Here is a 13,516-nt window from a genome sequence, read left to right as displayed (position 1 = left end):
GGAAAGGAGTGGCGCATCCGGTTTGCGGGTGCGCCACTCCTTCAGAGCGACGATCGGGAGCGAGCCCAGCCCATGAACTGCTCGATGGCGTTCGCCGCGACCCGGGCGCGGACGGAGGCGAACAGGTCGAAGCCGTGCTGCGTGTCGGGGAGCTCGGCGTACACGACCGGCGACCTCGAAACGGACTGCAGCTCGGCAGCCACCGAGCGCGCGAGACCGAGCGGAAGCGCGGTATCTCTCGCTCCGTGCACGATCAGCAGGGGTGGCGCATCCGGACGGGCGAGCCCGGCCGGAGAGCTGGTGGGATCGCTGCTGCGCGGGCCGAGGTAGCCGTAGACCGACACCGCTCCTGCGACGCGGGTGTCGGCCTGTTCGAAACCGGGCTGGAAGCGCGGGTCATTCGGTGTGAGCGCCGCCGAGACCGCCAGATGCCCGCCCGCGGACGCGCCGACCAGGAAGATCTGATCCGGATCGGCGCCGTACTCGATCGCCTGCGCTCGCACCCACGCGATCACCCGCTTCGTGTCCACCAGAGACTCGGGAAACGCTCCTTCGGCACGGAGCTGGTAGTTCGCGCTGACGCAGAGCCAGCCGTGATCGGCGAACTGGTTCAGCAGCGCGACGCTCTCGCGGCTTTTGCCACCCTGCACGAAGCCCCCGCTGTGCAGCTGGATGACGACGGGACGCGGGGTCGAGGCATCCGTCCGTCGATAGAGGTCGAGGAGGTGAGCGCGTCCGCCCGACGCGTAGGGGATGTTGCGCACGCGCTTCACGGTGGCCTTGTGCCGCTGGAACGGCAGCAGGATGCCGGGCACCCACGGTGCGGTCGGCTTCCACGGGGTCTTTGAATCGGGTCGGATCGACACGCGCCAGTCGGTGCCCAGGCCCGCGGTCAGCGCCGCCTCGAACGCCGGTTGAACGCTCCGCGCGCGCACCTGCAGCCACACCATCCCGAGCGTGACGAAGCATGCGATGACCAGCGCCGCGATCATCGCCGTCGGCTCCGCCGCCGCGTCCTCCAGACTGAGCACCACCGACACGACGAACACCGCCAGCAGCACCAGCGGAATCTCGTTGCAGGCCACGGTGACGATGTAGATGCCGAAGCCGACCGGTCCACGACGAAACGGGAACCACAGGGTCGTCGCCACGAACAGCGCCCAGATCACGGTGGTGACGAGCAGACCCACGAGATCACCTTCCTTCGGTGGCGTCAGCCCAGCGCCATCGCGGCGACGGCGAGGGTGCAGATGCCGATGCCCACCCGTTGACCGACCGCGACCCGCTCCCTGAGGAGCCCGGCCGCGAGCAGCACGGTGACGGCCGGGTACAGGGACGTGAGCACTCCCGCGATTCCGAGGCTGGTCGCTCCGGTGGCGACCACGAAGGCGAGCGTGCCCGAAGCGCCGAACACGCCCGACACGCTACCCCAGCCGAGCACGCCGGGCGAGGGGGGCCAGACCTGCCGAAGTCCGGCGCCGGCGACGATCGTCAGGATCGCTCCGCACAGCTGGTTGGCCGCCAGCGGCAGCAGGCCGGCGCCGTCGGAGATCTGCGCCAGTGCGATGAAGAGGATGCCGAAGCCGACGCCTGCGAGGGTGCCGTCGATGAGCGTTCCTCGTGCCTCGGTCGGTCGATCAGAGGTTGTGGTGCGGGAGACGAGCCAGATTCCCGGGAGGGCGGCGAGGAATCCGGCCCAGACTAGCCAGCCGGGGCGCTCACCGAAGACCACGCCCGCCAGGACCGGAAGTGCCGCGGCCCCGACCGCCGAGATCGGCGCGACCAGGCCCATCCGGCCCCGCGCGAGCTCTCCCACCGGCTCTCGTGCTGGGCTTCGGCAACGTCGACGAGCAGCAGATCAGGCGCGGCATTCGCATCATCGCCAAGGCCACCAGAGAACAAGCTGTCCGACTGTCAGCATGACGGTCCGTGGGTTGGCGTGTCAGGTGCGAGGGCTGAGGAGTTCGAGCATGCGGATGCGGGATTTGGTGACGGGTCGCCATCGTCCGGTGGGGTCGAGCCAGAGTGGTGCTTGCACTTCGGGCACGCCCCGGTTCATCCGGATGTGCCAGCCGAAGGTGTCGATGTAGCGGTGATGCCACCAGCAGAGCAGGACGCCGTTGTCGGTGTGGGTGGGGCCGCCCTTGGCATGGTCGGTCACATGATGCGCTTCACACCATCCCGCGGGCACACTGCACCCGGGGATGATGCACCCGCCGTCGCGGAGGGCTAACGCGCGACGCTGGTGGCGGTTGAAGAGGCGTTCTTCGGTGCCGAGCCGGAGGATGCGGCCGTTCGGCGCGAGGGCGACACGTTGGATCACCCCGGCGCAGCCGACATGACGGGCCACGGTCGGTGAGACGGGTTCGTCGCAGCCCTCGATCGTCGCCCATCCGGTGTCGGATTGGAGGTCTTCAGCGCGGGTCATGACGATCAGGGTCGGCGCAGCGCCGCCGATCGTGGGCAGTTCGCCGCTGCGCGCGGCGACGCCGAGGGCCAGGGCGAGTGCGTCGTGCAGCCGCTGCGCCCGGGTGCGATTATCGAGGATCGACGTGAACCCCGCGGCCTCGTCGTCGGGCTCTTCGCTCGGCTCCGCGGTCTCGGTCGAGTCGACGAACCCGACCGAGGACGGCGGGGTGTAAGTCGCGTCGGAGATCCGCTGCAGCTGGGCGGCGACGTCGGGCAGGAGGTCCCCGCGGATGGGGATCACCCCGTTTCGGGCGCGCCCGAGGGTGAGTCCACGGCGGAACGCGATGTCGCGCTCGTGGGGTTCGGCGCCGTCCTGGTCGAGGGCCGTCGCCCACACCTGGGCATGCACCCGCAGCACATCGGCGCAGGCCGGCGGCTCGCCATCCGGTCCCTCGCCGCGCGCATGGGCGGCGATCACGTCATCGGCGAGGAGCACCTGATCGCGGGGCACGCGCCGGTCCATCTCCAGCAGCGGGCCCGCGACGGCGAGCACGCCGTCGGCGCCGACATGCCCGTCCAGTAGCGCCGCGCGGAGGGCGGGCAGCCGAGCGGGACGCTCCTCGCCGGTGATCATGTCCCACGCGGGAGCGACCGCGCGCTGCGCCCGCTCCAGCCGTGCGGCGGTCTGCGCCGAACACCGGATGAGCCGTTGGATGAGCTCGTTCAGGTTGTGGCAGCCCAGCCGGGTCGTCAACCGCTCATCCGTCACCCGACTGCTGGACCGCTCCGCGAGTTCGGCGACCCCGTCGATCAGAACCCCCTCGACGAGCCGGGCGATGTCACCGACGATCGCCATCGCGGCCGCCAGATCCGCATCCGAGGCGTGATGGAGGAGATGCGGATCGCTCACCCCGTGGAACCCTTCCGCGACCTGCACCCGCAGGTCGGAGAGTGGGTCGATGGGGCTTTTCATACCCTCATTCTGCCGATGGCCTCCGACATTCCGCCCAGGTCAGAGGGATAAAACAGGTGGATTCGGGAATCGGATTCGGATCGTCTCGTGACGGTGCCGCGCGCCGGCCGCCGCCGTAGACGATGGGGCTCGCGATACGCGGGTCCGGCGAGCGATGCGACCGTGGCGGGAGCCCATCGTTGTTCATCGTCTGCGTTCCGAGTCATGCGCGTATTCTCGACCGCCCGCGCAATGGACGCCACCCAGCGGTCGACGCCTATTGCCCCGACGGTGGGGCGAGTACGCTCTGGGCACATCCCAGGATCGGAACGATCACCATGCAGAAGACCTCATTGATCGCTCTCGCGCGGCACGAGCTGGGCCAGGCGACACGGGCCTCGAGCGGCAGAAGCGCGAAGACCGTCTTCGGCGGTCATGAGCACCAGCTTCGACAGACGGTGATGGCGCTGCGTGCGGGCGAGAGTCTGACGGAGCACCCGAATCCCGGCGAGGCGACCCTGCAGGTGCTCCACGGTCGCATCCTGCTCAAATCCGGCGATGTGTCCTGGAACGGATCGCCGGGAGACCTCATGATCATCCCCGAGGGACGGCACTCGGTCGATGCCATCGAAGACTCCGTCTTCCTCCTCACCGTGGTGAAGAAGATCTGACTACCGTTGAGCACATGACTGATGTGCGCCTCAGCGGCCAACTCGTGTGCAAGAACCTCGATGAGGCGCAGCTCGTCATCGAGCACCTTCCGGCGCACCTTGCTCTCACACGCGCGGAGCCCGGATGCCTCTCCTTCGAGGTCACCCCGACGGCCGACCCGCTGATCTGGCACGTCGACGAGCGCTACGTGAGCGAAGCGGTGTTCCTGGCACACCGAGATCGTGTCTCCGACAGTGAGTGGGGGCGGATGACACTGGGAATCGAGCGCCGCTACTCGATCGAAGGTCTCACTCGCTGAAAGACGAACAGTCAGTCCAGGGGCGGTCGACGCAGCCGCTTGACGTCGGTGCGCTGCTTCTTCGCCTTCAGGCGCCGCTCCTTGGCGCCTCGACCCGGTTTCGTCGAGCGCCGCGTCGGCGAAGGCGGCCGCAGGGCGTCGGCCACGATGGCGGCCAGCCGGTCGCGCGCCGCATCTCGATTGCGCAGTTGCGCGCGGTGTTCGGATGCCGCGATCGTCAGCACCCCGTCGACCAGGCGACCACTCAGCCGTTCGAGGAGTCGCTCGCGCTGGAGCGTTGAGAGCACGGCCGAGGCCGCGGCATCCCACACCAGCTCGGCTCGGGAGTCGGCGGTGTTCACTCCCTGCCCGCCGGGACCGGAAGACCGCGAGAACCGCCAGGACAGCTCGGACTCGGGGATCGTGATCTCCGAGTCGACCCGAAGACCGGGGCGATGGGCGGCGGGCATGAACCCATCATCCTCTGGCGCGTCCCTCGGAAGCACACATGGTGATGATCGGATCGGACCGCGATAGTAGGGTGCGGATCGCAGCGATCAAGCAGGCTTGAGGTCGAAGGGGGAACCGTGATCGCAGCGCTCAATCACCTCGTCGACTTCGTCGAGGAGCACCTCACGGAGGAGATCGACATCGCCGGCCTGGCCGCAAGCCTGGGCACGACGGAGTATCACCTCCGCCGGATGTTCTCCTCGCTGGCCGGCATGCCGCTGTCGGAGTACATCCGGCGGCGTCGCATGACGGTCGCCGCAGCGGACGTTATCGCGGACGGCGACCTGCTGGGAATCGCGGTGCGATATGGCTACGGCTCGACCGAGGCCTTCGGCCGCGCCTTCCGATCCGTGCACGGTGTCAACCCCGGCGACGCGCGCCGAGACGGCGGCCCCCTTCGCATGCAACCGCAGCTCAGGTTTCGCCTGACCGTAGAAGGGAACACCGCCATGGACACTCGCATCGTAGAACGACCGGCCTTCCGGCTCATCGGCCACTCGGCTCGGGTGCCGCTCATCCACGAGGGCGTCAACCCGCACATCCAGGCGCATATCGCTGCCCTGCCGATCGAAGAGCACGCGCGGCTCAAGGATCTGAGCAGCACCGAGCCGGCCGGACTGCTGCAGGTGAGCGCCGACGTCGACCCCGATTACACCGAGGGCAGCGAGCTTACCTACCTCCACGGCGTCGCCGTCGCCGACACGACGCCCGTACCCGCGGATCTCACCACCATCGAGCTTCCGGCCGGCACCTGGGCGGTGTTCCGCACCGAGGGTGAGTACCCGGCGGCGCTGCAGTCGGCGTGGGCGGCCACAGCCACGGACTGGTTCCCGTCGAATCCCTGGCGGCTTCGGCCTGGCCCGTCCATTGTGGYGGTTCTGGACCGCGCCGCGGACTTCAGCACGGCCATCTGCGAACTGTGGCTGCCGGTGGAACGGGCCTGATCGGGTGGTCCGCCGGCGGGACGATGATCCGGTCGGCGGAGCCGGACGTCACGCTCTTTCGGTCTGGGTGATGCCGTTGATCAGCACCGTGATGCCCCACCGCAGGCGTGCCGCAGGCGTTCCCGAGACGATTTCGTCACCGGCGGCAGCGACGTGAGGGAGCGAGAGCGGATCGGCGGTCGCGACCTGAGTTGCGAGGTCGGCGAAATCACGGTTGTTGGGGCGCTGAGTACGCGAGCCTCGTTCGGCGGCCAGGAAGGTGGGGTACGCGAGAAGGATGTCCACACCCCACGCGGCTTGATTTTCGGGAACGCCACCTTCGTCGAGCAGCCCGAGGATGGTGTCGAGCAGACGCAGATAGTTGGGCCCGGACGTATGGGTGGACATGGAGAGCCGGGCGATCTCGGGATGCTGAAAGAGCACCCCCGCGTAGCTTTTGAGCAGGTCGATCAGGCGCGTGCGCCATGGTCCGGTCTCGGCAGGCGTGACGCCTGCGAGGAGCTCGTCGAGCATCTGCGCGTGCAGGTCCGCAGTGTTCTGCACGTACACGTAGAGCGAGGCGGCGCCGGTGTCGAGCTCGGCCGCGATTCGCCGCATCGTGACCTTCTCGATCCCCTCGGCTTCGAGCACCGACAGGCCCGCTGCGACGATGCCGGCTCGGGTCAGCGGGGGCTTAGCGGGTCGCTCACGGCGACTCAGCGGGCGGTCGGGATTGGTCATGGCATGAACCTACCACGAACATGTTCGTGCCGAACAGGTTCTGTGCTACGGTTGCGAACATGTTCGTTCAGAACATGTTCGACGCCGACCCGAGTGCAGGAGCAGAAGCCATGAGTAAGACAGCCTTGATCAACGTCAGGATCTTCGACGGCGAGACCGTCCTCGACGCCACCACCGTCGTCTTGGACGGCCCCATCATCCTTTCCATCGGAGAGGATGCACCCGCCGACGCAGACATCATCGATGCGAGCGGCGCTACCCTGACGCCGGGCTTCATCGACGCCCATGTGCACACGTCGATCGAGTCCCTCGAGCTCGCGCTCACTTTCGGCGTCACGACCGAACTTGAGATGCAGGGCGCCCACACGAAGAAGAACCGCAAGGAGATCACGAACAACGACCGGGTCGCGGACGTGCGGTCTGCCGGTTTCGGCATCACGCCTCCCGGAGGGCACCCCAGCGAGCTGTTCGCGCACGGCGGCGACAAGCACGGCGGCAAAGATCAGGCGGATGCCGCGCCCCGAGAGGGCCGCAAGGAAGGCCGTGGCGGCAAGTCGTGGGAGAACATCGTCATGCCCTTCTCCTCCACCCCGGAAGAGGCTGTCGCCTTCATCCCGCAGCTCGTTGAGGCCGGCTCCGACTACATCAAGTTCATGATCGACGATGGCACTGTCGAAGGCGCGGTCGGTCTTCCCTTCCTGGACGACGCAACCGTCGCAGCAGGTGTGGCCGAAGCTCACCGCCTCGGGATGCTGACCGTTGCCCATGCCCTGACGATCGACTCCACCGTGACGGCGATCAACGCTGGCATCGACGGACTTGCGCATCTGTTCATGGACAAGCCGCATACCGCCGAGGTGATCGAGCTGGTCGCCCGGTCCGGCGCGTTCGTCGTCCCGTGCGTGGTGCTGAACGCTTCGATGATGGGCATCACCGGCGAAGCCTTCGCCGCCGACCCACGGGTCGCATCTCGACTGAGTGAGGGGTGGCTGGCCACGCTGTCGAGCAGCTTCGACAGGTACCCGCTGGGTGACCTGGATGATGTGCTGGCGAGTGTGAAGGCGCTCAGCGATGCCGGCGTCGACCTGCTCGTCGGCACGGACGCGTCAGTGCCCGTGCCGTCGTTCGGCGGTCTCGCGCACGGCGCCAGCGTCCATCACGAACTCCAGCTCTTCGTCCGTGCCGGCCTCTCCCCCGTGCAGGCGCTGCGGGCAGCGACCGCCACGGTGGCAAGGCGCTTCGGCCTCACGGATCGGGGACGAATCGCCCCCGGCTTCCGAGCCGACCTGCTCCTCGTCGACGGCGACCCCACCACAGACATCAGCGACACCCTCAACATCCGCCAGGTGTGGCGGCGCGGGGCAGCACTCCTCCCCCTCTGATGCACGAAGGTGGGCGCCCCGGCTTCGGGTGCGCCCACCTCCGCCAGCCATGCCGCCGCTCTTGGCGTCGGTATACTGAAAGTATGACCACGACGATCAAGGTCAGCGATGAACTGCGCGACCGGCTCAAGACGCAGGCCTCGCGAGCGGGGCTGACGCTCGGTGCGCACCTCGCTGTGCTCGCGGATGCCGCGGATCGGCGTGACCGCCTGGCGTCGCTCAGAGAGGCGATCGCAGGATCGTCCAACGAAGATCTCTCATCCCACGCCGTGGAGTCGACCTCGTGGGAGCGCGCAGAGCTGACCGACCTGCCCCGTGAGTGACCTCGCGCCCGGCGCCGTGGCATGGGCGTCACTCGAGCCTGTTCGCGGCCGAGAACAGGGCGGGCACCGTCCGGTCCTCGTCATCGCCTCCGCGGGATACCTCGACGCGGTGACGACCCTTGCGATCGTCCTGCCGATCACGACAGTGAATCGAGGGTGGCCGAATCACGTTCGTGTCGAGGGCGCGAGCGGTCTGGAGCGCCCGTCATGGATCATGACGGAGCAGCCGCGCACGCTCACCCGCGAGCGCCTCACCGCAGTCGCGGGTGCCGTCAGCGAAGAGTGTCTCGCGAGCGTTCGGATGTGGCTCGGCGACTTCCTCGACCTCTGAGGCGAACGTTGAAGCGGAGCTCGCCAAACGCCCGGCTCAGCCGTCTAAGGCGCGTCCGGTAGCGTCCGCCCACAGGTTGCGCAGCCGCGCCTCGGCATCGGCCGGCACGGAGTTGCCTGACTGGAATTGATATGCCCACGCGACCTGAGGCACCACGGCTTGGAGCACATGCGCCGGCACGGCATCCGACTCCTCGAGAAGGTTGTCGAACTCCACGGTCACGTACTGACGAGTCCTCCCAGGATCCGTGAAGTGGACGTCCTCGAACGGCTCCGACAGCACTCGACCATGACCGATGAGGCCGCGGATCCTGCCCTGTCGCAGAAGCCAGGCATCCGTCCCGATAGGCACCTCGCGACGCGCGCCGACCGACCAGCGACACACGTACCGGAACGCAGGATCGCGCATCGCCGCCACGATAGCTTCGTATGGCGTGTCCCACCCGTCCCACTTGTCACGGTTCCAACAGATGATCAGAGCGCTCATGGGTACAGGCCTCGCTCGCCGCGAATCGCGTCTTGTCGTCAGGGTTCATCCCCGACCGTAGGACGAAGCATCCGTCTCGACCGACCCCTTGACATCCGCCGTCGCCCCGGCATCCGCCTCGTCTATTTGACGCTCTTGATGGGCAGCACGCAGAGCGCGCCGACCACGCAGAACACGATCGCGGCGACGAACAGCGCCGTGTAGTTCTCACCGCTGCCGCCGATCGCGAGCAGCGGGATGGCGAGCACCGGCACCAGCACCTGCGGCACCTGGTACGACAGCGAGACGATGCCGAGGTCCTTGCCCGCCTCGTCGAAAGTGGGCAGCACCTCGGTCATCATCGCGATATCGACCGAGATGAACGCGCCCTGCGCGCCGCCGACGAACACCATCGCGATGATGAACACCGACAGGTCGGGTGCGAGCGCGGCGACGGTGAGACCGACTGCCGAGAGGAGGGCCGATACCCAGACGATCGCCTTGCGCCGGCCCGTCTTGTCCGAGATCCAGCCGAATACGACGGTCGTCAGGATGCTCGCGAGTGTGAAGGCGATGAGGACCATCGCGAAGACTCCGGATGCCTCTTCCTTCGGAATCCCCAACCGGTCGATGATGAAGAACAGCAGGTAGGTCGACACCATGAACAGCGACATGGTGACGAACAGTCGGCACGCCCACGCCCAGAAGAAGTCGCGGTACTTCACCGGATTCAGCCAGTAGGTCGAGAGGACGTCCGACCACCGCCAGGGCTCGGGCTTCTCGGTGCGCACGATGTCGTGCAGGCGGAAGAAGAGCAGCACGCTGAAGGCGGTGCCCACCACGCCCGGCACGATGAACCAGGTCCACTGCTGGTCGTTCGGAAGCGCCGCGATCATGAGCGAGCCGACGATGAGCGCGAGCGCGTTGGCGACGCTCGCCGCGGCCGAGACGCGCGCCCGGATGCGCGTGGGGATCTGATCGGCGAGGAGTGCGTGCACGGCGCTGTTCGTCGCGCCGTAGGCGGTCTGGATGATCGCCCACCCGACGATGACCTGCCAGAGCGCCGTGGAGAAGGCGAGCACGACGACGCCCGCCATGCCGACGAGTGCGCCGCCCAGGATCCACGGGCGCCGCTTGCCGAGCTTCGACATGGTGCGGTCGCTCAAGCGGCCGAAGAGCGGGGTGATCACGATGACCACGACGCCGCCGATCGCCGCGACGATGGAGAGGTTGACGCCCTTCGTGGCGTCGTCGAGGAACGCGAACACCTTGGGGATCGCCGCGCCGCCGAGGGTGCTGAGCACCAGGCTGATGCCGAACCAGGCGGCGACGTAGGCGAACAGGAAGCCCCGGGGCTGCTTGCTGCCGGGAATCACGTCGGGGCCGACGGCGCCGATCGGGTCGAGGGTGGTCTGGGACATCATCGTCTCCTTGGTGGTGGGAGGTCAGCGGGCGAGCGGGACGGGGTGGGTGTTGTAGGCGGCCGCGAGATAGCGAGCGTGCTGTTCCTGCCACTCTCGGGCGCCGTCGAAGGCGGCGGTGATGCCCGGGGTGCCGTGCAGGTGCCCGGCACCGACGAACAGCTCGACGGGCACGCCCGCCTGCCGCAGTCGGTCGGCGTACTGCACTCCCGAGTCGCGCAGCGGGTCGTGCTCCCCCGCCATGATGAGGGTCGGCGGCAGTCCGCCGACGTCATCCACGTCGAGCGGCGAGATGTTCGCGTCGGCGGGTCCGTCCGCTCCGGCGTACATCGCGACGATGAAGTCCATCCGATCGAGCCCGAATCCGATCGCGTAGTCCACCGCGGACTGGCCCACCGGGTGCATCGCCGTCGGCGGCACCTCCAGATCGACATGAGCGAGGCGCGGGGCCCCGGCATCCCGAATCCGCAGCGCGGTGCTCGCAGCGATGGCCGCGCCGGCGGAGTTGCCGCCGATGCCCAGGCGATCGGGGTCGACGCCGAACCGCGCCGGATCGGCGACCAGCGCCTCGAGGGCCGCCACGGCATCGAGTACGGGTGCGGGATACGGATGCTGGGGCGCAAGGCGGTACTCGAGCGAGAAGAGCTGCACCCCGCTGTCGAGTGCGCGGCGGGCGCAGAGCCGGTCGTTGAGGATCTCGTCGATCGTGCCCGCGTAGAACCCGCCGCCGTGCAGCCAGAGCTGGGATGGCATGAGGCCTTCCGCGCCGGAGGGCCGGTAGCGGCGCATCCGCAGCGCACCGCCTCGCCCCAGGATCTCGAAATCGTCGATCTCCACGCCGTCCGGAATCGGGAGCGTGAAATCGACCGCGAGCAGGTCGGACAGTTCGCGCGCGGCGACGCGCTGCAGCAGCGGATCGGGGTTGGCGAGATCGGGGAGACCGGGCGCGAGCTCCTCGATGCGGGCGATCCAGCGGAGGATGCCGCTGTCGAGGGTCAGGTCGGCGAGCGTGGTCATCGTGTCGCGGCTTCCGGGTAGGTGATCTGTTCGTCTTGCAGCGTGCGCAAGGTGGCGACGATGTCGCGGTGCAGGTGATCGGCCGCGGGCACGTAGCCGCGGTAGCCCGCGGAGCCGTGGTTCTGGCCGATCATGCGAACGCACGAGACCGGCACTCCGGCGTCGCTCAGGGCGCGGGCGTAGGCCTCGCCGTCGCCGCGGAGGGCGTCGAGTTCGGCGGTGTAGATGACCGTGGGCGGCATGCCCTGGAGCGACTCGGCGAGCAGCGGCGAGGCGTAGGGCTCGCGCCGGGTCGCCTTGGTGCGCCCCACGTACTGCCCGATGACCATCTGCACCAGCCGTCGGAGCAGCGGCTTCGGCATGAGGGATGCCTGTGCGTCGAGGTCGAGGTGCCCGGCGGTCAGGTCGAGGATCGGCACCTCGAGCAGCTGCAGCCGCACCGGGCGGTTGGCGCGGTCGCGGTTCATCAGAGCCGTCGCGGCGGCGAGGTTGCCGCCGGAGGATCCACCGCCGATCGCGAGGCGCTCCGGGTCGCCGCCGAGCTGGCGAGCATTCGTCGCGGCCCATTCGAACACCGACCAGCACTGCTCGGGCTGCGCCGGGTATTGCACCTCGGGTGCGTGTGAGTACTCGCCGGCGACGACGATGATGCCGGCATCCCGAGCACGATCGCGGAAGGAGGCGTCCCACCAGACCCAGTCGATCCCGGCGATCTCGAAGCCGCCGCCGAAGAAGTAGACGAGGATCGGCAGGCCGCCGGCGGTTACAGGATCGCTGCGCTCCGGAGTCGGCCAGTAGACGCGCAGTCGTGCGTCGGGGTGACCGGGCACCAGGATCGTGTGCTCCTCGGTCGCGACGTCGATCGGCGCGATGCCGAGCTCGGTGGTCATCACAACATCGAACGCTTCGGCGTTGCGACGACGCTCCTGGGCGGTCTTGCCCTGGGGTGGCTGGAGCGGCGCGAGGCGCTGCTCGACGGCGGCGACGAATGCGTCCGTCCGCGCCTTCTTGAGATTCATCCTGGTGGACCTCCTTTGGTCTCGGGACTAGTCTGAAGGCATCGAAGTACTTCGATGAAGTTCTTTTTTGAAGGAAGGATGCCGATGCCCGGCGCCGCGAAGGTGACGATCTACTCCGTCGCCGAGCGCGCGGGCGTCAGCATCTCCACCGTCTCGCTCGCCATCAACGCGCCGCATCGGGTCAGCGAGGAGACCCGCGCCCGGGTCGTCGCGGCCGCCGGCGCGTTGGGCTACCGTGCTGGAACCGCAAAGGGACGCCCGAGCGGTGGCACCCGCATCGCCGTGGCGGCGCCGTTCAGCACCTACGCGACGTACTTCCGTCGTTTCGCGGGCATGCTCGTGCGGGCGCGTGAAACCGCGATCGACCTGACTGCCCACGACCTCGAGTCGGCGGCCAGCGTCCGTGCCCCGCTGCTCGACGCGCTGCCCGCCCGGCGCGGTATCGAGGGTCTGATCGTGATGGGCGTGCCGCTCGGCAGCGCCGCGATGCGGGCGAGCCGCGAGGCCGCGCTCCCCCTGGTGCTCATCGACGTGCGTCGCGCCAGGCCCGTCGGCGACGACGCACCAGTCGTGCTGATGGACGACGAAGCCGGTGGACGCCTGGCCGGCGAGCACCTGCGCGAACGCGGGCACGAACGGGTGATCTACCTGGGCGAGCCGCAGCTTTCGCAGGATTACATCTCCGCAGGGATGCTGCGCATGCAGGGGCTGTCCGAGCATGTGGCGATGACGCTCGTCACCTGCCCGCTCGAGGCCGACCCCACCCCGGCCCTCCTCGCGGCCCTCTCAGGACCCCACGCCCCGACCGCGATCATGGCCAATCACGACGAGCTCGCCGCGCGCGCCTGGCGGGGCTTGGCGAAGAGCGGCCTCTCCGTGCCCGACGATGTCGCGATCGTCGGCTTCGATGACGGGCCGCTCGCCGATGGGCTCGGCCTCACGACCGTGCGACAGCCGTTCGAGGAGTCCGGCCGGGTGGCGCTGGACCTCGTGCTGGGCATCGCCGCGGGCATCGACATACCCGTTCGCCGGGTCGACCTGGTTCCGTCGCTGGTCGTTCGGTCGAGCACGTAG

Annotated in this window: 16 protein-coding genes; 7 read left to right on the top strand and 9 right to left on the bottom strand. The window is 68.5% G+C overall.

All coding sequences use genetic code 11. The annotated features are described in order from the left end of the window. Nucleotides 1–41: 41 nt before the first annotated feature. The 3 genes from ACXJ3V_RS10230 to ACXJ3V_RS10220 all read right to left on the bottom strand — a co-directional run bounded on the left by ACXJ3V_RS10230 (nt 42) and on the right by ACXJ3V_RS10220 (nt 3,382). Nucleotides 42–1,190: an alpha/beta hydrolase gene (locus ACXJ3V_RS10230; RefSeq protein ID WP_457100194.1), complete on the bottom strand. Its 1,149-nt coding sequence runs from the start codon at nt 1,188–1,190 to the stop codon at nt 42–44. 23 nt (nt 1,191–1,213) lie between these two features. Continuing rightward, the gene (locus tag ACXJ3V_RS10225; protein ID WP_457100193.1) at nt 1,214–1,816 is read right to left on the bottom strand and encodes an EamA family transporter; all 603 of its coding nucleotides are present in this window, start codon (nt 1,814–1,816) and stop codon (nt 1,214–1,216) included. Between the two features lie 126 nt (nt 1,817–1,942). Beyond that, complete coding sequence (locus ACXJ3V_RS10220; RefSeq protein ID WP_457100192.1) at nt 1,943–3,382, bottom strand: DUF222 domain-containing protein; 1,440 nt, start codon at nt 3,380–3,382, stop codon at nt 1,943–1,945. A 317-nt stretch (nt 3,383–3,699) separates the two neighbouring features. Here ACXJ3V_RS10220 and ACXJ3V_RS10215 point away from each other — a divergent pair, with 317 nt between their 5' ends. Then, nucleotides 3,700–4,032 carry a cupin domain-containing protein gene (locus ACXJ3V_RS10215; protein WP_457100191.1) on the top strand — a complete coding sequence of 111 codons (333 nt, stop codon included), beginning with the start codon at nt 3,700–3,702 and terminating at the stop codon, nt 4,030–4,032. 14 nt (nt 4,033–4,046) lie between these two features. Then, the gene (locus ACXJ3V_RS10210; protein WP_457100190.1) at nt 4,047–4,331 is read left to right on the top strand and encodes a putative quinol monooxygenase; all 285 of its coding nucleotides are present in this window, start codon (nt 4,047–4,049) and stop codon (nt 4,329–4,331) included. Between the two features lie 11 nt (nt 4,332–4,342). On the opposite strand, the gene arfB is transcribed toward ACXJ3V_RS10210, so the two are convergent. Further along, complete coding sequence (gene arfB, locus ACXJ3V_RS10205) at nt 4,343–4,780, bottom strand: alternative ribosome rescue aminoacyl-tRNA hydrolase ArfB (protein ID WP_457100189.1); 438 nt, start codon at nt 4,778–4,780, stop codon at nt 4,343–4,345. Nucleotides 4,781–4,897: 117 nt separating this feature from the next. Between arfB and ACXJ3V_RS10200 the strand changes: the two genes are divergently transcribed. Then, nucleotides 4,898–5,764 carry an AraC family transcriptional regulator gene (locus ACXJ3V_RS10200; RefSeq protein ID WP_457100188.1) on the top strand — a complete coding sequence of 289 codons (867 nt, stop codon included), beginning with the start codon at nt 4,898–4,900 and terminating at the stop codon, nt 5,762–5,764. 48 nt (nt 5,765–5,812) lie between these two features. Here ACXJ3V_RS10200 and ACXJ3V_RS10195 read toward each other — a convergent pair whose 3' ends face one another. Then, nucleotides 5,813–6,484, bottom strand: coding sequence for a TetR/AcrR family transcriptional regulator (locus ACXJ3V_RS10195; RefSeq protein ID WP_457100187.1), 672 nt, complete (start codon nt 6,482–6,484; stop codon nt 5,813–5,815). Nucleotides 6,485–6,594: 110 nt separating this feature from the next. On the opposite strand from ACXJ3V_RS10195, the gene ACXJ3V_RS10190 reads away from it, so the two are divergent. The 3 genes from ACXJ3V_RS10190 (at nt 6,595) to ACXJ3V_RS10180 (ending at nt 8,520) form a co-directional block, all read left to right on the top strand. After that, nucleotides 6,595–7,866 carry an amidohydrolase family protein gene (locus ACXJ3V_RS10190; RefSeq protein ID WP_457100186.1) on the top strand — a complete coding sequence of 424 codons (1,272 nt, stop codon included), beginning with the start codon at nt 6,595–6,597 and terminating at the stop codon, nt 7,864–7,866. Between the two features lie 83 nt (nt 7,867–7,949). After that, complete coding sequence (locus tag ACXJ3V_RS10185) at nt 7,950–8,189, top strand: hypothetical protein (RefSeq protein ID WP_457100185.1); 240 nt, start codon at nt 7,950–7,952, stop codon at nt 8,187–8,189. After that, nucleotides 8,182–8,520, top strand: a complete 339-nt coding sequence (locus ACXJ3V_RS10180) for a type II toxin-antitoxin system PemK/MazF family toxin (RefSeq protein ID WP_457100184.1) — start codon at nt 8,182–8,184, stop codon at nt 8,518–8,520. Before ACXJ3V_RS10185 ends, ACXJ3V_RS10180 begins: the two co-directional genes overlap by 8 nt. Before the next feature lie 36 nt (nt 8,521–8,556). Here ACXJ3V_RS10180 and ACXJ3V_RS10175 read toward each other — a convergent pair whose 3' ends face one another. The 4 genes from ACXJ3V_RS10175 to ACXJ3V_RS10160 all read right to left on the bottom strand — a co-directional run bounded on the left by ACXJ3V_RS10175 (nt 8,557) and on the right by ACXJ3V_RS10160 (nt 12,442). Next, complete coding sequence (locus tag ACXJ3V_RS10175) at nt 8,557–8,928, bottom strand: hypothetical protein (protein ID WP_457100183.1); 372 nt, start codon at nt 8,926–8,928, stop codon at nt 8,557–8,559. A gap of 200 nt (nt 8,929–9,128) precedes the next feature. Next, nucleotides 9,129–10,406, bottom strand: a complete 1,278-nt coding sequence (locus ACXJ3V_RS10170) for an MFS transporter (RefSeq protein WP_457100182.1) — start codon at nt 10,404–10,406, stop codon at nt 9,129–9,131. A gap of 24 nt (nt 10,407–10,430) precedes the next feature. Next, complete coding sequence (locus ACXJ3V_RS10165; RefSeq protein ID WP_457100181.1) at nt 10,431–11,423, bottom strand: alpha/beta hydrolase fold domain-containing protein; 993 nt, start codon at nt 11,421–11,423, stop codon at nt 10,431–10,433. Beyond that, nucleotides 11,420–12,442, bottom strand: a complete 1,023-nt coding sequence (locus ACXJ3V_RS10160; RefSeq protein ID WP_457100180.1) for an alpha/beta hydrolase — start codon at nt 12,440–12,442, stop codon at nt 11,420–11,422. The genes ACXJ3V_RS10165 and ACXJ3V_RS10160 overlap by 4 nt, the downstream gene beginning before the upstream one ends. An 84-nt stretch (nt 12,443–12,526) precedes the next feature. Here ACXJ3V_RS10160 and ACXJ3V_RS10155 point away from each other — a divergent pair, with 84 nt between their 5' ends. Continuing rightward, entirely contained in the window at nt 12,527–13,516 is a 990-nt protein-coding gene (locus tag ACXJ3V_RS10155; RefSeq protein ID WP_457100179.1) for a LacI family DNA-binding transcriptional regulator, read from the top strand.

This window comes from Microbacterium sp. P5_E9 (assembly GCF_054049175.1).
The sequence above is the reverse complement of the archived record's forward strand: the minus strand, read 5'-3'. Positions and strand labels throughout refer to the sequence as shown.